This is a genomic window from Elongatibacter sediminis, assembly GCF_037892215.1.
GTDB lineage: Bacteria > Pseudomonadota > Gammaproteobacteria > Xanthomonadales > SZUA-36 > Elongatibacter > Elongatibacter sediminis.
Map to the genome: position 1 here is coordinate 145,451 of NZ_JAZHOG010000007.1, position 18,909 is coordinate 164,359.

18 protein-coding genes are annotated in these 18,909 nt (G+C 65.0%); 17 read left to right on the forward strand and 1 reads right to left on the reverse strand.

All coding sequences use genetic code 11. The annotated features are described in order from the left end of the window. Positions 1 to 208: 208 nt before the first annotated feature. The 13 genes from V3330_RS11695 to V3330_RS11755 all read left to right on the forward strand — a co-directional run bounded on the left by V3330_RS11695 (position 209) and on the right by V3330_RS11755 (position 14,989). Positions 209 to 1,126 (forward strand): RluA family pseudouridine synthase, encoded by a 918-nt coding sequence (locus V3330_RS11695; protein WP_354695606.1) that lies wholly within the window; start codon positions 209 to 211, stop codon positions 1,124 to 1,126. 98 nt (positions 1,127 to 1,224) lie between these two features. Beyond that, the gene (locus V3330_RS11700; protein ID WP_354695607.1) at positions 1,225 to 2,472 is read left to right on the forward strand and encodes a lipoprotein-releasing ABC transporter permease subunit; all 1,248 of its coding nucleotides are present in this window, start codon (positions 1,225 to 1,227) and stop codon (positions 2,470 to 2,472) included. A gap of 6 nt (positions 2,473 to 2,478) precedes the next feature. After that, positions 2,479 to 3,174: a lipoprotein-releasing ABC transporter ATP-binding protein LolD gene (lolD, locus tag V3330_RS11705; RefSeq protein WP_354695608.1), complete on the forward strand. Its 696-nt coding sequence runs from the start codon at positions 2,479 to 2,481 to the stop codon at positions 3,172 to 3,174. A 2-nt stretch (positions 3,175 to 3,176) separates the two neighbouring features. Then, positions 3,177 to 5,510, forward strand: a complete 2,334-nt coding sequence (locus V3330_RS11710) for a DNA internalization-related competence protein ComEC/Rec2 (protein ID WP_354695609.1) — start codon at positions 3,177 to 3,179, stop codon at positions 5,508 to 5,510. 129 nt (positions 5,511 to 5,639) lie between these two features. Next, on the forward strand, positions 5,640 to 6,278 hold the full coding sequence (locus V3330_RS11715) for a MotA/TolQ/ExbB proton channel family protein (RefSeq protein WP_354695610.1): 639 nt from the start codon (positions 5,640 to 5,642) through the stop codon (positions 6,276 to 6,278). 16 nt (positions 6,279 to 6,294) lie between these two features. Further along, complete coding sequence (locus V3330_RS11720) at positions 6,295 to 6,720, forward strand: ExbD/TolR family protein (protein ID WP_354695611.1); 426 nt, start codon at positions 6,295 to 6,297, stop codon at positions 6,718 to 6,720. A 10-nt stretch (positions 6,721 to 6,730) separates the two neighbouring features. Beyond that, a complete protein-coding gene (gene msbA, locus V3330_RS11725) occupies positions 6,731 to 8,503 on the forward strand; it encodes a lipid A export permease/ATP-binding protein MsbA (protein ID WP_354695612.1) in 1,773 nt (590 codons plus the stop codon). Beyond that, complete coding sequence (lpxK, locus tag V3330_RS11730; protein ID WP_354695613.1) at positions 8,487 to 9,497, forward strand: tetraacyldisaccharide 4'-kinase; 1,011 nt, start codon at positions 8,487 to 8,489, stop codon at positions 9,495 to 9,497. The genes msbA and lpxK overlap by 17 nt, the downstream gene beginning before the upstream one ends. Continuing rightward, entirely contained in the window at positions 9,494 to 10,252 is a 759-nt protein-coding gene (gene kdsB / locus V3330_RS11735; RefSeq protein WP_354695614.1) for a 3-deoxy-manno-octulosonate cytidylyltransferase, read from the forward strand. Before lpxK ends, kdsB begins: the two co-directional genes overlap by 4 nt. Next, the gene (uvrC, locus tag V3330_RS11740; RefSeq protein ID WP_435791820.1) at positions 10,249 to 12,084 is read left to right on the forward strand and encodes an excinuclease ABC subunit UvrC; all 1,836 of its coding nucleotides are present in this window, start codon (positions 10,249 to 10,251) and stop codon (positions 12,082 to 12,084) included. The genes kdsB and uvrC overlap by 4 nt, the downstream gene beginning before the upstream one ends. Positions 12,085 to 12,213: 129 nt before the next feature. Then, positions 12,214 to 12,852 carry a CDP-diacylglycerol--glycerol-3-phosphate 3-phosphatidyltransferase gene (gene pgsA, locus V3330_RS11745; RefSeq protein WP_435791821.1) on the forward strand — a complete coding sequence of 213 codons (639 nt, stop codon included), beginning with the start codon at positions 12,214 to 12,216 and terminating at the stop codon, positions 12,850 to 12,852. 37 nt (positions 12,853 to 12,889) lie between these two features. Next, on the forward strand, positions 12,890 to 14,134 hold the full coding sequence (gene ispG, locus V3330_RS11750; protein WP_354695616.1) for a flavodoxin-dependent (E)-4-hydroxy-3-methylbut-2-enyl-diphosphate synthase: 1,245 nt from the start codon (positions 12,890 to 12,892) through the stop codon (positions 14,132 to 14,134). 39 nt (positions 14,135 to 14,173) lie between these two features. Continuing rightward, positions 14,174 to 14,989: a class I SAM-dependent methyltransferase gene (locus V3330_RS11755; protein ID WP_354695617.1), complete on the forward strand. Its 816-nt coding sequence runs from the start codon at positions 14,174 to 14,176 to the stop codon at positions 14,987 to 14,989. Positions 14,990 to 15,049: 60 nt separating this feature from the next. Here the strand turns inward: V3330_RS11755 and ygfZ are convergent, their stop codons facing one another. Next, positions 15,050 to 15,856, reverse strand: coding sequence for a CAF17-like 4Fe-4S cluster assembly/insertion protein YgfZ (gene ygfZ / locus V3330_RS11760; protein ID WP_354695618.1), 807 nt, complete (start codon positions 15,854 to 15,856; stop codon positions 15,050 to 15,052). A 160-nt stretch (positions 15,857 to 16,016) separates the two neighbouring features. Here ygfZ and V3330_RS11765 point away from each other — a divergent pair, with 160 nt between their 5' ends. The 4 genes from V3330_RS11765 (at position 16,017) to sdhA (ending at position 18,893) form a co-directional block, all read left to right on the forward strand. Continuing rightward, positions 16,017 to 16,271 carry a DUF1674 domain-containing protein gene (locus V3330_RS11765; protein ID WP_354695713.1) on the forward strand — a complete coding sequence of 85 codons (255 nt, stop codon included), beginning with the start codon at positions 16,017 to 16,019 and terminating at the stop codon, positions 16,269 to 16,271. Between the two features lie 66 nt (positions 16,272 to 16,337). After that, positions 16,338 to 16,718 (forward strand): succinate dehydrogenase, cytochrome b556 subunit, encoded by a 381-nt coding sequence (gene sdhC, locus V3330_RS11770; protein ID WP_354695619.1) that lies wholly within the window; start codon positions 16,338 to 16,340, stop codon positions 16,716 to 16,718. Next, entirely contained in the window at positions 16,715 to 17,098 is a 384-nt protein-coding gene (sdhD, locus tag V3330_RS11775; RefSeq protein WP_354695620.1) for a succinate dehydrogenase, hydrophobic membrane anchor protein, read from the forward strand. The genes sdhC and sdhD overlap by 4 nt, the downstream gene beginning before the upstream one ends. Before the next feature lie 4 nt (positions 17,099 to 17,102). After that, a complete protein-coding gene (gene sdhA / locus V3330_RS11780; RefSeq protein ID WP_354695621.1) occupies positions 17,103 to 18,893 on the forward strand; it encodes a succinate dehydrogenase flavoprotein subunit in 1,791 nt (596 codons plus the stop codon). The last annotated feature ends 16 nt before the right edge of the window (positions 18,894 to 18,909 follow it).

An 18,909-nucleotide genomic window follows, 5' to 3' on the forward strand; every position in this document is an offset into this window, starting at 1 on the left:
ATCAATGAGTTGTCTTGTGATTTCGAAGTCCCGCACAAAGTCCCGTTCCGCTTCCGGCGGTGGGCGAAAACGCCGGACCGACCGCCCCCGGGGGCGCGGTTCCGATCGCTCCGTCGCTCCATCTCGGGGCGACCCGCGAAATCGGGCGAAACCGGTTGATGGCGGGCGGCCTCCGGGCGGGGAAGCCGAGGCTAACACGGTCCGGCTGGTGAAGGTCGATGCCAACCGGGACGGGCAACGCCTCGACAATTTTCTGCTCGGCCAACTCAAGGGGGTGCCCAAATCGGCGGTATACCGGTTGATCCGAACCGGTCAGGTGCGCGTCGACGGTGGCCGCAGCAAGCCCACGCGCAAATTGTCCGCTGGCCAGACCGTGCGCATTCCGCCGGTCAGAACGGCCGGTTCGAGCGGGCCGGCTCCGGTCTCGCAGGCGGTACTGGACCAGGTTCGCGCCGCCATCGTGTTCGAAAACGCGGACTACCTGGTGGTGGACAAACCGGCCGGAATGGCGGTGCATGCCGGCAGTGGACTCGCCTGGGGTCTGATCGATGCCGTTCGGCGATTGCGGGGCGATGGCTTTGTTGAACTGGCGCATCGTATCGACCGCGAAACCAGCGGCTGTGTGGTCCTGGCGCTGAACGGGCGCGCGCTGCGCCACCTCTCGGACGCTTTTCGCGAAGGCCGGGTGATCAAACGGTACCTGTGCCTGCTCGACGGGCGCCTGCTGGACCCGGTCGTGACCCTGAACGCGCCGATCGGCCGCGCGGAAACCGGGCCGGGAGAGGGCGGCGTACCGAAAATGGCGGTGATCGAATCCGGCAAGCGGGCCAAAACACGCTTTACCGAACTGGAGCGCTATCGTTACTGCACGTACGTTGAGGCGGAGTTGTTCACCGGCCGCACCCACCAGATTCGCGTACATGCGGCCCATCTCGATGCGCCGCTGGCTGGCGATCCGCGTTATGGCGATCCTCTGGCGCTCGAGCGCTGGGCCAACCGCGGGCTGCGGCGCTTGTTTCTGCACGCCCACCGGCTGGAATTTGAAGATGAACACGGTGAAGGCATAGCCGTCAGCGCCCCACTACCGCCCGAACTGCGCGCCGTGCTGGCCCGGCTGGATGCCTGACATCGCATGACCGGCCGCGAAACGACCGTGCTTTTCCTACACGATACCGGGGCAATCGGCGCTGGCCGCCCCGCGGCGCCTGTGCTCTAATTCGCGCAATGTACCGGCCACTCTCCGCCTTCATCGGTCTGCGCTACCTGCGCGCCAAGCGAAGCAACCATTTCATTTCCTTCATCTCGCTGGTTTCCATGCTGGGTATCGCTCTCGGCGTAACCACGCTGATCACCGTGATTTCGGTCATGAATGGTTTCGAGAAGGAACTGCGCTCGCGCATCCTCGGCGCTATCGCTCATGCCACCATCCAGCCGGTGGACGGGGAGATGGAGGACTGGCATTCCGTGCTCGGCGAGGTCGGGAACCATCCTGAAGTGCTGGGAGCGGCGCCCTACATCGAGGAGGGTGTGTGGCTGCAGGGCGAAGAATCGTCCGGTGCCTTGCTGCGCGGTATCGACCCGGCATTGGAAAGCCGGGTATCCGAAGTCGCGGACAAAATGGTCATGGGGGAGTTGGCGGATTTGCAGCCGGGTGAATACGGCATCGTGCTTGGCATCGGGCTGGCCGGCCGCCTGCGGGTGGGGCCGGGTGACCGGGTGACGATCATCGCGCCGAGGCTCAAGGCCACGCCGGTCGGTGCCAGCCCGCTGATGCGGCGTTTCACGGTGGTCGGCGCCTTCGAGTTCGGGGAGTACGAGAACGATTCGGCGCTGGCCCTGGTGCACATGGACGATGCGGCCCGCCTGCTGCGCATGCCGGCTGGAGATGCGGGTGGTGTGCGCCTGCGACTGGCCGACATGGATCAGGCCTGGCGCGTGGCGCGGGAAATTTCAACCGCGCTGCCGGGTCATTACTACGTGCGTGACTGGACCCAGGAGCGCGGCAATCTGTTCCAGGCCGTGCGCACCGAAAAAACCGTGATGTGGGTGATCCTTTCGCTGATCATCGCGGTAGCGGCCTTCAACATGATTTCCATGCTGGTGATGGTGGTTACCGACAAGCAGTCGGACATCGCGATCCTCAAGACCATGGGCGCCCGGCCAGCGACCATTCTGCGCGTTTTCGTAATCCAGGGCAGCCTGATCGGCATCATCGGCACCACGCTCGGTGTCATTGGCGGTATCGCTCTGGCCATGAACATCAGTGCGGTGGTGCCCTACCTTGAACAGGTGTTCGGTTTCAGCCTGTTTCCCTCGGACATCTATTACATCACCGAATTGCCTTCCGAATTGCGTGCCGGCGACGTGAGCAAGTTCGCGTTGATGGCGCTGGGCATGTCCTTGCTGTCCACACTGTATCCTGCCTGGCGGGCTTCGCGAACCCATCCGGCAGAGGCGCTGCGCTATGAGTGATTTGCGATGAGCCCGTCACAGGAAACCTTCGTGCTGGAGGCCCGTGGTATCGGCCGGACCTTTCGGCAGGGCAGCCGGACCATCGACGTGCTGCGCGATATCGACCTGAAGCTGGAGCCGGGCACGTCTCTGGCCATCGTCGGCGCGTCCGGTGCCGGCAAGAGCACATTACTGCATATCCTCGGTGGGCTGGACCGGCCCGACGCAGGCGAAGTGCTGATCGAAGGCCAGTCCCTCTGGTCGTTGCCGGAAGCCGCCCGCGGCGCCATGCGTAACCGCACGCTCGGTTTCGTCTACCAGTTCCATCACCTGCTGCCTGAATTCACCGCGCTGGAAAATGTCGCCATGCCGCTGCTCATTCGCGGTGTTTCCCCGAGCGACGCGGCCGCACGTGCGGGCGAACTGCTCGACCGGGTCGGGCTGGGTCAACGGGTCACCCACAAGCCCGGCGAACTGTCCGGCGGTGAACGCCAGCGCGCGGCCGTGGCCCGGGCGCTGGTGGGAAACCCGCGGGTCGTGCTGGGTGACGAGCCCACCGGCAACCTCGACGAGCGTACCGCCGATCACGTTTACGGTCTGCTGCTGGAGCTTAATCGCGAACTCGGTACCAGTCTGTTGCTGGTCACGCACGACACGCGTCTGGCGGCGCGGATGGATCGTACCCTGGAACTTCACCTGGGGCGCGTTCGCACCCCTGACTGATCATGCTTCTGCCGGGCTGGAGGCTGCCTGCCGGTTTCACGGCGGGTGTGCTTGGCGGGCATTTGTCGTTCTGGTTCGGAGTTTCTGTCGTCCTGCCGTCACTCGTGCTGGTGTTGATCGCCGCGCTGGGTCGCCGCGTACTCCCGGCTGCATTGGCCATCGGATTGTGCTGGTCGGAACAGGCGCTGGAGAGTCGACTCGATCATCGGCTTTCCCAGGCATTGCCGGACCGGGAGTTCCTGATCGAAGGCCGGGTCGACGCCTTGCCGCAGACGTTCGAGTCCCATACGCGGTTTCGATTGCGGGTTACCGACTTTTCCACGGTTGATTCGGGTTTGGATTCTGCCGTCCCTGCCGCGGCGGATTTTCCGGCAAGGGCGGGACCCGAATTACTGCGGGTGTACTGGTACCGTGGCGCCCCTGAGTTGCGGCCCGGGGAAACCTGGCGGCTGCGGGTGAGCCTGAAGCCTCCGTGGTCGGAAGTGAATTTCCAGGGAGCGGACCGTGAGCGCTGGTATTTCGCCGAGGGTATCGACGCGGTGGCGACGGTGCGGGACGGGGTGCGATTGGACCTTCCGCTGAAGGGCGCGCCCTGGCACCGCTGGCGGTTCGCCGTGCGCGAGCGTCTCGGTGGTCTGATCCCGCAGGCCGACCGGCGCGGAGTGGTGTTGGCGCTGGCGATCGCCGATCGCGGTGAACTGACGCCGGGCGATCGCTTGTCCCTGGCCGCGACGGGAACGGCCCATTTGCTCGCAATCTCCGGATTGCACGTCGGCCTGGCCGCGCTTTACGGGTACGTGCTCGCCCGCTTTCTGCTGATCTTGCTGCCGGCCGGGTGGGGTACGTCCCGGCTGTACGCCCTGTGTCCGCTGCTGGGTGGCCTGACGGCGCTGGCTTACGCGGCGCTGGCCGGTTTCGGCACCTCCACGCTGCGTGCCCTGATCATGTTGGCCGTGGCTCTGCTGGCGCTGCAGTCGCGGCGCCAGCTGCCGCCGGGCCGGGCCTGGCTGTTGGCGCTGGCCGGTGTACTGATCATCGATCCGCTGGCCCCGCTGCGGGCCGGATTCTGGCTTTCGTTCGCCGCGGTCGGCGCGCTGCTGTTCCTGTTCGCGCCGCGCCGTTCCGCGGCCTGGGGCTTCTGGCGCAGCCTGGCTGCGGCGCAGACCGCCATCATGGTGCTGATGTTGCCGTTGTCGGCCTGGTGGTTCCAGACCGTCAGCCTGGCGGGGTTCGCGGCCAACCTGATCGCCATTCCCTGGGTGAGTGCGGTGGTGGTTCCCGCCACACTGCTGGGCCTGGCCGCGCTGCCGCTGGGTGATGCGGTGGCCGGGCCGGTGTTCAGCCTGGCCGGGATGACCGCCGACTGGCTCGGCGTGTTCCTGACCGAACTGGGCAGGCTGCCTTTCGCCCGGCTCGACTTGCCACAGCCCGGCTTGCTGGCGGTGCTGGCCGGCGTGACTGGCGCATTGCTGCTGATGGCACCCCGCGGTCTGCCGGGGCGGCGGACCGGCGTGCTCTGGATGCTGCCGTTGCTGATTGCCCTGCCGGCACCGCCCCCGGGGGCGGCAAGGCTGGAAGTGCTGGACACGGGGCAGGGCAGTGCCGTGGTGTTGACGGCGCACGAGCGGGTTCTGCTCTATGACGCGGGTCCCGGCAACGGGCGGGGGTTCGACCGTGTCGATGCCGTCATTGGGCCGGCGATTCGTGCGCAACGCGCGGGGCCACCTGATCGCATCATCGTCAGTCACGGCGATATGGACCATGCCGGCGGACTGGAGCGCCTTCTGCAACGCTATCCGCACAGTCCGGTCCACGCCCGCCTGAAGTTCGGCCGGGACGGGGTGGGTCGCTGCGATGACCGGCTGGCGTGGTCCTGGGAAACGGTGGATTTCCGGGTCCTGCACCCCGGCCGTTGGTTGCCCTACCTGGGAAACGACGCTTCTTGCGTGGTGAGTGTTCGCGCGCCAGGCTGGTCGGTGCTCCTGCCGGGCGACATCTCCGCGGCGGTGGAACGGCGGCTGGTCGATAACGGTCTGCGGCAGCACGATGTTCTGTTGGTGCCACACCATGGCAGCGCCTCTTCGTCCTCGCCATACCTGCTGGACACCGTGCGTTCGCGGGTGGCGCCGGTGACCGCCGGTCCGGGTAACCGGTTTGGTTTTCCGCGCACGGAAGTCCGCCGGCGCTTTCGGGAACGGGGGGTGCCGCTGTGGTCCACCGGTAATTGCGGCGCGCTGCGCATCGAGGTGTCTGCCGGCGGGGAAATCCGCGCGCAGAGCGCGCGCCGCGCGCGGGCCGCGCCCTGGCGCTGGCCGGCCGCGGAAACCTGCCCCTGATTGGAGCCGGTCGACGGGGTCGGTACCGGGGTTCACCGAACGGGAACGGGGGATCGATCCCGCACGCGTGGCCAGCATCGGTTGCGCCCTGTATGATTCGGTTGGCTGCTTTCAAAGGAGTGATCACGCGTGCTTGAAATCATCTATGCCGGCGGATGGCTCATGGTGCCGATCCTGGTTTGCTCCGTGCTGGCACTGGCCATCATCGCCGAGCGGTTCTGGACCCTGCGCCGGGGCAAGGTCATCCCCCCCGGGGTGGGTGAACAGGTCGAGGAATGGGCCGCCCGTCATGAACTGGACAAACGGCACATCGAGCAGTTGCGTTCCGCTTCGGCGCTCGGGCGGGTGTTGGCCGCCGCCCTGGCCAACCGCCATCGGCCGCGCGAACTGATCAAGGAAGCCGTCGAGGACACCGGCAGGCACGTCGTGCATGAACTCGAGCGTTTCCTCAATACCCTGGGAACCATCGCGGGCATTTCACCCCTGCTCGGGCTGCTGGGCACCGTGATCGGCATGATCAAGGTCTTCTCGGCCATCATCGCCCACGGCGTCGGTAACGCCAATGAACTCGCGGGCGGTATTTCCGAAGCGCTGATCACCACCGCGGCCGGTCTGACCGTGGCCATACCCAGCTATTTCTTTTACCGCTATTTCAAGGGCCGGGTGAGTGAATACGTGGTGACGATGGAAGAGCAGGCCATCCGGCTGATCGAGGCCATCGAACGGGGCAACGTGGCGCAGTTGACCGCGCGGGTTCCGGGCGGTTGAAGCCCCGAGGCCGACGATGAAACTGCGCTCACAATCACTGGAGGAGCCGACCATTGATCTCACGTCGCTGATCGACGTGGTATTCCTGCTGTTGATTTTCTTCATGGTGAGCACGACATTCGAGCGTCAGGCGGCGCTCAAAATCGATCTGCCGGAGGCGAGTGAGGTCGAAGCGCCGCGTGATCTGCCCGAACGGCTGGAACTCGTGATCGACGCTACCGGGCGCATGTACCTCAACGAGCGCCAGTTGATCGATTCCAGCGATGCCACTCTCGCCGCTGCGTTCAGTGAAGCGGTGGGTGAGAACCGCGACCTGCCCCTGATCCTGCGGGCCGACCGGGAAACGCCCCATCATTACGTCGTCACGGCGATGGATGTCGCCGCCCGGCTCGGCTTCACCAACCTCTCGATTGCCGCCGACCGGTCCAGCGGTACGGACTGAGCCCGGACAGATGAGCCGCACCGAAGCCTCCTCCATGGCCGTGTACGGCCGCCTGTGGACGTACACCCGCCGTTACGGCTGGATGTTCGCCCTGGGGGTGCTCGGGGTGACGCTGGATGCCGCCATGCAGGCGGCGTTCGTCAAGTTCATGGAACCGCTGATCGATCGCGTGTTCGTGGGCAAGGACTCGGCGTTCGGTTTGTGGCTGGCCGGCATAATCGTACTGATCAGTGTGGGTCGGATCATCGGCAATTTCGCCGGCGTTTACGGCATGGAGTGGGTCGGCCGCAAGGTGGTCGCGGATCTGCGGTATGAACTGTTCCGCCAGTACACGGCTTTGCCGGCGGCATTCTTCGACCGCTTCAGTTCGGGCTCGTTGATCTCCAAGCTGGCCTATAACAGCGAACAGGTCGCCAATGCCGCCACCAAGTCGATCATCTCGGCCCTGCGCGATGTGATGCTGGTGATCCTGCTGGTCGGCGTCATGGTCACCAGCAATCTGAAACTCACCCTGGTGATGCTGCTGCTGGTGCCCATGATCGGGCTGCTCGTGACCGTCATCAGCCGCCGTTTCCGGCGCATTTCCCACCGCATCCAGGATTCGATGGGCGATGTGTCCCACGTGACCGAGGAGGCCGTGACCGGACACCGGGTGGTGAAGGTGTTCCAGGGGCAGGATGCGGAAATCCACCGCTTCGCCACGGTCAACGACAAGACGCGGCGCTTGCACATGCGCATGCAGGCGACCCACCTGGCGGGCTCGTCAATGGTGCAGGTGGCGGCAGCCGCGGCGATTGTCGTGCTGATGATCGTGGCGACCCGGCCGGGCATGCTGGAGTCGATTTCGGCCGGCACCTTCACGACGATCTTCTGGGCCATGGTCGGCACCATTCCGCCTCTCAAGCGCCTGACCACGGTGCAGTCGCAGATGCAGAAGGGGGTCGCCGCGGCCGACAGCATATTCCAGGTTCTGGACACCGAGCCGGAACAGGATACCGGGCGCTTCGAGGCGGAACGGGTCCGCGGCGAAATCGAACTGCGCAACGTGAGCTTCAGCTACCCCGGTACCGACACGCCGGTGCTGCAGGACATCAGTTTCCGGGTTCCGGCCGGCAGCGTCACTGCGCTGGTCGGCCATTCCGGCAGCGGCAAGACAACCCTGGCCGGCCTGTTGCCCCGGTTTTATCCGTACAGCGCTGGTCACGTTCTGCTCGACGGGCGCGAGCTGAAGGAATACCGGCTCGACAATCTGCGCAGCCAGATCGCACTGGTCAGCCAGGACGTGGTGTTGTTCAACGACAGCGTGGCCGGCAACATCGCCTATGGCGCGCTCGCCGAGGCCTCGCGTGAAGCCATCGAGGACGCGGCGCGCGCCGCCCATGCGATGGGGTTTATCGAGAAACTTCCGCAGCAGCTCGACACCCTGGTCGGCGAGAACGGTACCCTGCTGTCGGGTGGTCAGCGCCAGCGCCTGGCCATCGCGCGAGCCCTGCTCAAGGACGCGCCCATCCTGATTCTGGATGAAGCCACTTCGGCGCTCGACAATGAATCCGAACGCGCTATCCAGGAAGCCCTCGCCGAGGTCATGAAGCACCGCACGACCCTGGTCATTGCCCACCGCTTGTCGACCATAGAAAACGCCGACCAGGTCATCGTGCTGGAGAGTGGACGGGTCATCGAGTCCGGTACTCACGAGGAACTGCTGGCGAACGGCAAGGTCTACGCCAGCCTCTACCACACGCAATTCGGCAGGGAGCGGGCAAACGGTGCGGGGCAGGATTGAAAGCTGGCTCAACGGCATCTGGTATGGCGCTGCCGAGGCTCCCTGGTGGCTGCGTGCGCTGGCGCCGGTCTACCGGGTGGTTTTTCTCACTCATCGCGCCATCGGGCGCTATCGGCGTCCACCCGATCTGCTGAATGCACCCATCGTCGTGGTCGGCAACCTGACCGCCGGTGGTAGCGGCAAGACGCCCCTGGTCATCCGCCTGTGCCAGGTGTTGCGGGAGGCCGGACTGAAGCCGGGCATCGTCAGCCGGGGCTACGGCGGACGGCGGCGCGGTGTGGTGCGCGTGAGCGAAAACTCGTCGGCCGCGGTCGTGGGCGACGAGGCCCTGCTGATGGCGGGCCGCACCGGCTTGCCGGTGGCGGTGGGATCCGACCGCTGCGCCGCCGCGCGCAGCCTGCTGGCCGGCGGCGCCGACGTGATCGTGACCGACGACGGTCTGCAACACCATCGCTTGCCACGCACCCTGGAAATCTGTGTCGTCGATGCCCAGCGCCAGTTCGGCAATGGCCGTCTGCTGCCTGCCGGACCCCTGCGCGAGCCGGTGGAGCGCCTGCGCCGGGTGGATCACGTGGTGGTCAATACCGCGGACCCGCTGGCCGAACCGCGGCTGGTGGGCGCGGTCGCGATGCAGTTGCTTCCCGGACCGCTCCGTTCTCTCGATGACCGGGAGTCGTGGCGGATTTCCCAGTTCGCGGGTTGCCGGGCCAACGCCGTGGCCGGTATCGGCAATCCGGAACGATTCTTTCGCGTGCTGGAACAGGCCGGCTTGAAGCTCAACCGCTACGTGTTTCCCGATCATCACCGCTATGTCGCGGCCGACCTGGAACGGCTTGAACCGGGCCTGCCACTGATCATGACCGAGAAGGACGCGGTAAAATGCCGCGGCATGGGACTCGAGAATGCCTGGTACCTGTCCATCGACGCGAGCCTGCCGGCCCGCTGGGAAGGCGCGATTGCCGAACGCATGCTCCAGGCGGTCACGCCGGCGTGACGGCTCGCTATCACATCGTCATTCCCGCGCGCATGGCCTCGGAACGTCTGCCCGGCAAGCCGTTGGCGGATATTGCCGGTCAACCGCTGGTCCAGCACGTTTATCGTCGTGCGTGCGCGGCTTCCGCCGAGACAGTGATCATCGCCACCGATGACGAGCGCATCGCGTCGGCCGCCGGCGTGTTCGGTGGCGAGGCCCTGATGACCTCGGCCGCGCACCAGAGCGGTACCGATCGAATCGCCGAGTGCGCCGCGCTGAGCGGCTGGCCGGACGATGCGCTGGTGGTCAATCTGCAGGGCGACGAACCCCTGATGCCGCCGGAATGCCTGGATCAGGTGGCCGGCCTGCTGGCCGACGATTCGGGTGCGTCGATGGCCAGCCTGTGGTGGCCCCTGCAGGATGAAGCGGAAATCGCCGATCCGAACGTGGTCAAGGTGGTGACGGCGGCGGATGGCTCGGCCTTGTTCTTCAGCCGTTCCGTGCTGCCTTTTCCGCGCGCCTGGGGTGATGTGTCCCAGGCCTTGCGGGCGGGACAGACATGGAAGCGCCATGTCGGGCTGTACGCCTACCGGGTCGGTGCACTCCGCGAGTTCGCGGCGCGCCCGCCGTCACCGCTGGAAATCGCCGAACGCCTGGAGCAGCTGCGGGTGCTGGAAAGCGGGGGGCGCATTGCCATGGCGCGCGCCTGCCGGCCCATTCCCGCCGGCGTTGATACCGAGGCCGATCTCGAGCGCGTCCGCGGGCAATTGTCGTGAGTGACGAAGCGCCAGAGGGCGGGGCCGGTCCCGGCTTCGACGGCAAGGTGTTCGCGGGCCGTCTGCCGACGGGTCCCGGTGTGTACATGATGCGGGACGCCGAAGAGCGGGCGCTGTATGTCGGCAAGGCCCGCAATCTGCGCAAGCGGGTGGCCAGCTATTTCGACACGCGGCCGAAAGTCGATCGCATCATGCGCATGCTGGCGCAGGTCGAATCGATGGAAGTCAGCCTGACGCGCACCGAAGGCGAAGCCCTGCTGCTCGAGAACGAATGGATCAAATCGCTCAAACCGCGCTACAACATCCTGCTGCGCGACGACAAATCCTACCCCCGGATCGTGGTTACCGACCGGCACCAGTTTCCCCGCATCACGTTTCACCGCGGCGCGAAGGATTCCGGCAACCGCTATTTCGGGCCGTATCCGTCGGCGGGTTCGGTGCGCGAAAGCCTGAGCCTGATCCAGAAGCTGTTCCGTATTCGTAATTGCGAGGACAGCTACTTCGAGCACCGCAAGCGGCCGTGCCTGCAGTACCAGATCCGCCGGTGCACGGCGCCGTGCGTGGGCTTCGTGACCGCGGAGGAATACGCCGAGCAGGTCAGCGACGCGGTGTTGTTCCTGGAAGGGCGCGACCAGAAAATCCTCACCCGGCTGATCCGCCGCATGGAAGAGGCCGCGGAGCGCCAGGAGTACGAGGCGGCGGCGATGTACCGCGACCAGATCAATGCGCTGAAGCAGATGCAGGCCCACCAATTTGTTTCCGGAGGCGGCGACGTGGATTTCGTCGCCGTCGCCCAGGACCGCGGCAAGAGCTGCGTGCAGGTGGTGTCGGTTCGCGGCGGGCGCAATCTCGGCCAGCGCAGTCACTTCCCCAGCCAGGCCGAACACCGCGAGGCCGGCGAAGTTCTGAATGCCTTCGTCGGCCAGTACTATCAGAACCGGTTGCCGCCGGCGCACATCGTGCTGTCTCACGCCATCGAGGACCGGGATCTGCTTGCCGATGCCCTGAGCGCGGCGGCGGGGCGCAAGGTGCAAATCCAGCCGCATCCGCGTGGCGCGCGTCGGCAGATGGTCGAACTGGCGCAGAAAAACGCAGCGCAGGCGCTGGGTCTGCGGCTGGCCAGCGAAGCGAACGTGCAGCGGCAACTGGAGTCGCTGCGCGACGAACTGGGGCTCGACGAAGTGCCGGCCAGCATCGAATGCTTCGATATTTCCCACACGGCGGGCAGCCAGGCCATGGGCTCCTGCGTGGCCTTCGATGCCTCGGGTCCGGTGAAATCCTGTTACCGCCGATACAAGCTGCGCGACATTACGCCGGGCGATGACTACGCCGCCATGAAACAGGTGCTGACCCGGCGCTACGGCAGGTTGCAGGCGGAGGAGGGTGAGCTGCCGGACCTCGTACTGATCGATGGCGGCAAGGGTCAGCTCAAGCAGGCCATCGAGGTGCTGGCCGATCTGGGGCTCAACGACGTCGCCCTGGTCGGGGTGGCCAAGGGGCCCTCGCGGCGTCCGGGTTACGAAGAGTGGGTACGCCCGCCGCCGCAGGCTCCCTTGTACCCGGGTCCGGCTTCTCCGGCATCGCACCTGGTGCAGCGCATTCGGGACGAAGCACACCGTTTCGCCATTACCGGGCACCGGGCCAGCCGAACCAAGGCATCGACCCATTCCGGCCTGGAAGACATTCCGGGGGTGGGCCCCAAGCGCCGGCGCCAGTTGCTCAGCCATTTCGGGGGTCTGCAGGGCGTGCGCAAGGCCGGCGTGGAGGAACTCGCCAGCGTGCCCGGCATCAACCGCCACCTGGCCGAACAGATTTTTCGCACCCTGCACTGAATCCTGCGATCCGCTTGTTCGGAATCCGGTGACTTTGGGGGCGGCGGTCTGCAATAATGTACGCCTCAGGCCTGCGGCGCCATCATCCGCTGGCCGTTTCACAGCCCGCGATTGCGGACCGGTCCCACAATGCCCATGACGCTTCCGACACTGCTGACCCTGATGCGCATCGCGCTGGTTCCTGTGTTGGTGGTGCTGTTCTATCTGCCGTTCGGGTGGTCCAATATCGCCACCGTGGCGGTGTTCATTCTGGCCGCGGTCACGGATTGGGCCGACGGCTACCTGGCGCGGCGGATCGGTCAGTTGACCCGGTTTGGTGAGTTTCTCGATCCGGTGGCCGACAAAATCATGGTGGCGACGGCCCTGATACTGCTGGTGCAGCAGCAGGAAATTCGCGAGGTTGTGTTCGCCATCTCCGCCGCCGTCATCGTCGGGCGTGAAATCACGATTTCAGCGCTGCGTGAATGGATGTCGGGTATTGGTGAACGGGCGCTGGTCAGTGTGTCGTGGATCGGCAAGACCAAAACGGGATTCCAGATGACCGCCATCGGTTTCCTGTTGTACCACGAGGACCTCGGCCCGTTGCCGATTGCCCTGATCGGTGAAATCCTGTTGTACACGGCGGCGGCCCTGACCCTGTGGTCGATGTGGTCCTACCTGCAGTCGGCCTGGCCCGTCATCTCCGATTCCCGTCACCACCAGGCGTACGAAGGGCGCGTTCCCGATGCATCCGAAGACGCCGCCGGGGATACCGGTTCCAACCCGTAACCGGCCACGGATCGGCAACGCAAAGACCAGGCATTCCATGACTTCTTTATCTCACCGCCGTGAAACGCCCACCGTCCGCATCGGCCATGTGCCGGTCGGCGGCCGTCAGCCCGTCGTGGTGCAGTCGATGACCAATACCGACACGGCCGACGTGAAGGGCACGGCCGAGCAGGTCGCGGACCTCGCCCGGGCCGGTTCGGAAATTGTCCGCATCACGGTCAACACGCTGCAAGCCGCGGAAGCCGTTCCGGAGATCGTTCGCCGCCTCGACATGATGTCCTGCGACGTTCCGCTGGTGGGCGATTTCCATTACAACGGACACCAGTTGCTGACCGCCGTGCCCGAGTGCGCCCGCCTGCTGGCCAAGTACCGGATCAATCCCGGCAACGTGGGCTTCGGCCGCAAACGCGACGAACAATTCGCGACCATCGTGCGGCTGGCCATCGAGCACGATAAACCGGTGCGGATCGGAGTCAACTGGGGCAGCCTGGACCAGAAGCTGCTGGCGGCCCTGATGGATGAAAACGCACGCGGTGACGAGCCGTTGGAGGCGCACGAGGTCATGCGCGAAGCGCTGATCCGTTCGGCCGTCGACAGCGCGGCGCAGGCCGAGGAACTGGGCCTCGGGCACGATCGCATCATTCTGTCCTGCAAGGTCAGCGACGTACAGGACCTGATCGCGGTGTACCGATCGCTGGCGCGGCGTTGCGACTATCCGCTGCACCTGGGCCTGACCGAGGCCGGCATGGGCAGCAAGGGGATTGTTTCATCCACCGCCGCGCTCGCGGTGCTGCTGCAGGAAGGCATCGGCGACACCATCCGGATCTCCCTGACTCCCGCGCCGGGCCAGCCGCGCACCGATGAGGTGGTGGTGGCGCAGGAACTGCTGCAAAGCATGGGCTTGCGCGCCTTTTCCCCGATGGTCACCGCATGCCCGGGCTGCGGCCGTACGACCAGTACGTTTTTCCAGAGCCTGGCCAGTGACGTTCAGGACTTCGTGCGGCGGCGGATGCCGGAATGGCGGACCCGTTTCGATGGGGTCGAAAACCTCACCCTGGCGGTGATGGGCTGCGTGGTCAACGGGCCGGGCGAAAGCCGCCACGCCAACATCGGCATCAGCTTGCCGGGAACCGGTGAAGCGCCGGTCGCACCGGTCTTCGTGGATGGTGAGAAGCAGGCTACCTTGCGCGGGGAAAACCTGACCGGGGAATTCCTCGACATGATTGAAAAATATGTGGCCGACCACTATCCATCACACACGGAATCCGTGGCAGACGGATAATCGCCCACCCCTTCAGCACCGGATCGAGATACCCCGAACATGGCTTTGATGCGCAAGAAAAAGAAAATGGCCGATCTGGCCGACCCGCATGACCTGTACCAGCGTTCGGTGCAGGACACCGAAGCCGAAATCGACTTCGTGCTGGAAACCTGGAACGCATTGCGGGACCGGCCGGCCGGGGTTCTGCGTGAGGATTTCTGTGGCACGGCGAACACCGCCTGCGAATGGGTGCGGCGAAGCGAGGATCATTACGCCATCGGCGTCGATATCGACGGTGACGTGCTGGATTGGGGTGTGCGTCATAACCTGACCACGCTCGACGCCGATGAAAGCGAACGCATCGACCTGCTTCAGGGCGACGTGCTGGAGGCTGACTGCGGCGCGGCCGACATCGTGTTGGCGATGAACTTCAGTTACTGGTTGTTTCGCTCCCGGCCGGAATTGCTGGCGTACTTCCGCAGTGTCTTCGACGGCCTCAGTGAGGACGGTATCTTCGTTCTTGACGCCTACGGCGGTTACGACGCGCCGCGCGAGATCGAGGAGAGCCGGGAATGCGACGGGTTCACCTACATCTGGGACCAGGCCGACTTCAATCCGATCGATTCCGGGATGACCTGCCACATCCACTTTGAATTTCCCGACGGCTCCCGCATGGACCGCGCCTTCAGTTATCAGTGGCGGTTGTGGACCCTGCCGGAAATCCGGGAGTTACTGTTGGAAGCCGGTTTCGTTTCGGCTGAGGTCTACTGGGAAGGCACCGACGAGGACAGCAACGAGGGGAACGGCATTTACGAGCCCAGCGAAGTGGGTGATGCCGACGCCGGGTGGATCTGCTACCTGGTGGCCCAGCGCTGATCGGGCAGGGCTGTCAGTGGCCGCGACCAGCCGCCACTTCCGCCCACCGCGCACCGGTGTTCAGTCCAGGCGCTGAATCCGATCCGCCTGCGCGTTTTCGCCACGGTGTTCGATGCGCCTGACCGGTGCGGATTCATCCAGCGAACTGACCACCACCACCAGGACGGCATCGTCGGCCCGGCGCACCAGTTCCACCACCACTCCGTCCGCCGATTGGTCATCCGCCGTCAGGCTGACATCGTCGCCGACGGCCAGATCGGATAGACCGCGAAAAGCCACTAGCACGGGACCGCGCTTGACCTTGCCCAGGTAGCGGGCCCGGGCAATGACCTCCTGGCCGGGGAAACAGCCCTTGCTGAAACTCACCGCGCCAATGCGATCCAGACCGATCATCTGCGGGATGAATCGTTCACTGCTGGCGGGTCCGAGCCAGCTCACCCCCTGTTCCAGTTCCCGCCACCGCCAATCGGACACGGCAGTTTCCGGGGCCGCCGCCGAGTTGTTGCCAAAGACATAATGCAATCCGGTTCCGCCCGGCGTAACCGTCCCCCGGGCCTTGCCGGGTTTCGGGACCCCGGCCAATGAGCCGGTCTCGGCTTCGAATTGAACGTCCGCCCGCAGCACGAACCGCCTCAGGCGCTCGATCACGGGCTCCATCAGTTCGCTGTGGCCGGCCAGCAGCCAGTCGTTGCCGGTGCGCTGGATCAGCAGCATGGCGATGACCTGACCGCGCGGAGAGCAGTAGGCGGAAAAGGTCGCGTCGCCTTCGTCCAGGTTCTCCAGGTCCGCGGCCATCTGCCCGTGCAGGAAGGTGGCCGCATCGGGGCCCCGGACCCGGAAAACGGTCAGGTAGGGGAGGGGGATCACGGTGTTCACGCGATGGGAACGCGGGGATAATCTGCCGAATGCCGCATACGGCGCATTGTACCGAATTTGTCGGTGTTACGACCTGCTTTCAGTGGGTTTTTTCCTTGATTAACGAACGCTGAATCAGTAGGCTTTCCGGGTTGTGTTCGACCTGCAAAAAATGACGCCCGAAATTTCAGGCCCGACCGAATCGTTGCCGCCCAAATCCCGTTCAGATGCCGGAACGGGCGAGGTCAGCGCGACAGCCGGCAAGCCAGAAAGTCCGGCTCCGAATTCCGCCCCCCCGAAAACACATGCCGTGGCCGATCACCGCGGCAGCGATAACGCTGCCGTTCGCGAGATTGGCGGGCGCAAGGGGCCGGAACCCACGCGCTACGGGGATTGGGAAAAAAATGGGCGTTGCACCGATTTCTAGGGGCTTGCCGTTGACCGAATCCGGCCGGCGGGCTCCCCTCACGTTTCGTATCCAGGAATCAGAGAAGTGAAGCAAAGACCGCTGTCTCCGTTCATGATCGGCCCGTATTACCGGCCTCAACTGACTTCCATGCTTTCCATCACCCACCGTCTGACCGGTGTGCTGCTGAGCCTCGTTGGCGCACCGTTGATGCTGTGGTGGCTGGCGGCCGTCAGCAGTGGACCCGATGCCTACCGGTCGATGACCGCGGTGCTCGGGGGCTTGCCTGGCCTGGCGCTTGGCCTCGTTCTGCTGTTCAGCCTGTGGTTCCATTTCTTCAACGGCGTGCGCCACCTGGTGTGGGACACCGGCCGCATGCTGGAACTGGAGGCCGCCTATCGCTCCGGCTGGGCGGTTCTGGTCCTCAGCGCCATCTGCACCGTCATCACCCTGGGGGTGCTGGCATGAGCGCGTTCAGACACCCGTTGGCGCGGGCCCGCGGACACGGCAGCGCCGGCGGCGGTGTTCACCACTGGATCGCTCAGCGCATCTCGGCGGTTCTGCTGCTGATTCTGATTCCCTGGGCCGTATACGCCCTGGTCAGCCTGGGGGGCGCCACTCACGCCGAAGCGGCGGCATTCGTCGGCCGTCCCTGGAATGCGACCGGACTCATCCTGCTGGTACTGACCCTGCTGTATCACGCGACGCTCGGTCTGCAGGTCGTCATCGAAGATTACGTGCACCGTCGAGCGGTTGAACTGACCCTGCATTTCGCCGTGCGCGCCCTGGCGCTCACCGGCGCGGTGTTCGGGGTTGTCCATATTCTGAAACTTACCCTTGGGTCGTAACGAAATGAGCAAAGCCTACGACATACAACAACACCAGTACGACGTCGTCGTCGTCGGGGCCGGCGGCGCCGGGTTGCGCGCGACCATGGGTCTGGCGGCTACCGGGCTGAATACCGCCTGCATCTCGAAGGTATTCCCGACCCGCAGCCACACCGTGGCCGCGCAGGGTGGCATGTCCGCGGCCCTGGGCAACATGGGCGAGGACGACTGGCGCTGGCACATGTACGACACCATCAAGGGTTCGGACTGGCTGGGTGACCAGGACGCCATCGAATACATGTGCCGCGAAGCCGTGCCTTCGGTTATCGAACTGGAGCATTTCGGGGTGCCGTTTTCACGCACCGAGGACGGCCGCATTTACCAGCGCCCGTTCGGCGGCATGACCACGCATTTCGGTGAAGGAACGGCCCAGCGCACCTGCGCGGCGGCCGACCGCACCGGGCACGCGATTCTGCATACGCTGTATCAGCAGTCGCTCAAACACGACGCGACCTTCTACATCGAATATTTCGCCACCGACCTCCTGATGGACGACGATGGCGTCTGCCGCGGTGTGCTGGCCTGGGATCTGGCCAACGGCACATTGCATGTTTTTCGCGCCCATGCGGTCATCCTCGCCACCGGCGGGTACGGCCGTTCATTTTTCTCCTGCACCTCGGCCCATACCTGCACCGGCGACGGCAACGGCATGGTGCTGCGGGCCGGTCTGCCATTGCAGGATATGGAGTTCGTGCAGTTCCACCCGACCGGGGTGTACGGCGCGGGCTGCCTGATCACCGAGGGCGTGCGCGGCGAAGGCGGTTACCTGACCAACTCGCAGGGCGAGCGGTTCATGGAGCGCTACGCGCCGAACGCCAAGGACCTCGCCTCGCGTGATGTGGTCAGCCGTTCAATGACCATTGAAATTCGTGAAGGGCGGGGCGTCGGCGCGCGCGAGGACCACATCTATCTGAACCTGCAACACCTGGGAGCCGACGTCATCAATGAGCGCCTGCCGGGTATCGCGGAAACCGCGCGCATCTTTGCCGGCGTGGACGTGGCGAAGGAACCCATTCCGGTGCTGCCCACCGTGCACTACAACATGGGTGGAATTCCTACCAATTATCACGGCGAAGTCGTAACCCTGAAGAATGGCGATCCGGATACCGTGGTACCGGGGCTGTTCGCCATTGGCGAGGCCGCCTGCGTTTCGGTGCACGGCGCCAACCGCCTGGGCTCCAATTCGCTGCTGGACATTATCGTTTTCGGGCGTGCGGTGGCGCACCGTTGCGCCGAGGTTATCGAGCCGGGATCGCGGCATCCTTCACTGCCCGATCGGGTGACCGACCAGGTGGTCGGTGAGTTCGACCGCCTGCGGAATGCCTCCGGCAACCGGCCGACGGCGGAGATTCGTGATGACATGCAGCAGGTGATGCAATCCAACGCGGCGGTCTTCCGGACCGGTGAGGTTCTGCAGGAAGGCTGTCAGAAGATCGACGTGGTCAATCGCAGCTTCGCCGAAGTGGGGGTCAGCGACCGTTCACTGGTGTGGAATTCCGACCTGGTCGAAACCCTCGAACTGCGCAATCTGCTGGGGTGCGCGGTCACCACGATGATATCGGCCGAGAACCGCAAGGAAAGCCGCGGGGCGCATGCCCGTGAGGATTACCCGAACCGCGACGACACCGAGTGGATGAAACATACGTTGAGCTGGCTCGACGATGCAGGGCGGGTCAGTATCGATTACCGGCCGGTCCACATGGTCACCCTCAGCGACGACGTCGAAGTCGTGCCGCCGAAGGCGCGCGTTTACTGAGTTTGGCGCACAGGCG

What these genes read in the sequence shown, in the direction of transcription:
- V3330_RS11700 (WP_354695607.1), top strand. Translation starts at nt 1,225, where the DNA reads ATGTACCGGCCACTCTCCGCCTTCATCGGTCTGCGCTACCTGCGCGCC.
- lolD (WP_354695608.1), top strand. Translation starts at nt 2,479, where the DNA reads ATGAGCCCGTCACAGGAAACCTTCGTGCTGGAGGCCCGTGGTATCGGC.
- V3330_RS11710 (WP_354695609.1), top strand. Translation starts at nt 3,177, where the DNA reads ATGCTTCTGCCGGGCTGGAGGCTGCCTGCCGGTTTCACGGCGGGTGTG.
- V3330_RS11720 (WP_354695611.1), top strand. Translation starts at nt 6,295, where the DNA reads ATGAAACTGCGCTCACAATCACTGGAGGAGCCGACCATTGATCTCACG.
- msbA (WP_354695612.1), top strand. Translation starts at nt 6,731, where the DNA reads ATGAGCCGCACCGAAGCCTCCTCCATGGCCGTGTACGGCCGCCTGTGG.
- pgsA (WP_435791821.1), top strand. Translation starts at nt 12,214, where the DNA reads ATGCCCATGACGCTTCCGACACTGCTGACCCTGATGCGCATCGCGCTG.
- ispG (WP_354695616.1), top strand. Translation starts at nt 12,890, where the DNA reads ATGACTTCTTTATCTCACCGCCGTGAAACGCCCACCGTCCGCATCGGC.
- V3330_RS11755 (WP_354695617.1), top strand. Translation starts at nt 14,174, where the DNA reads ATGGCTTTGATGCGCAAGAAAAAGAAAATGGCCGATCTGGCCGACCCG.
- V3330_RS11765 (WP_354695713.1), top strand. Translation starts at nt 16,017, where the DNA reads ATGACGCCCGAAATTTCAGGCCCGACCGAATCGTTGCCGCCCAAATCC.
- sdhD (WP_354695620.1), top strand. Translation starts at nt 16,715, where the DNA reads ATGAGCGCGTTCAGACACCCGTTGGCGCGGGCCCGCGGACACGGCAGC.
- sdhA (WP_354695621.1), top strand. Translation starts at nt 17,103, where the DNA reads ATGAGCAAAGCCTACGACATACAACAACACCAGTACGACGTCGTCGTC.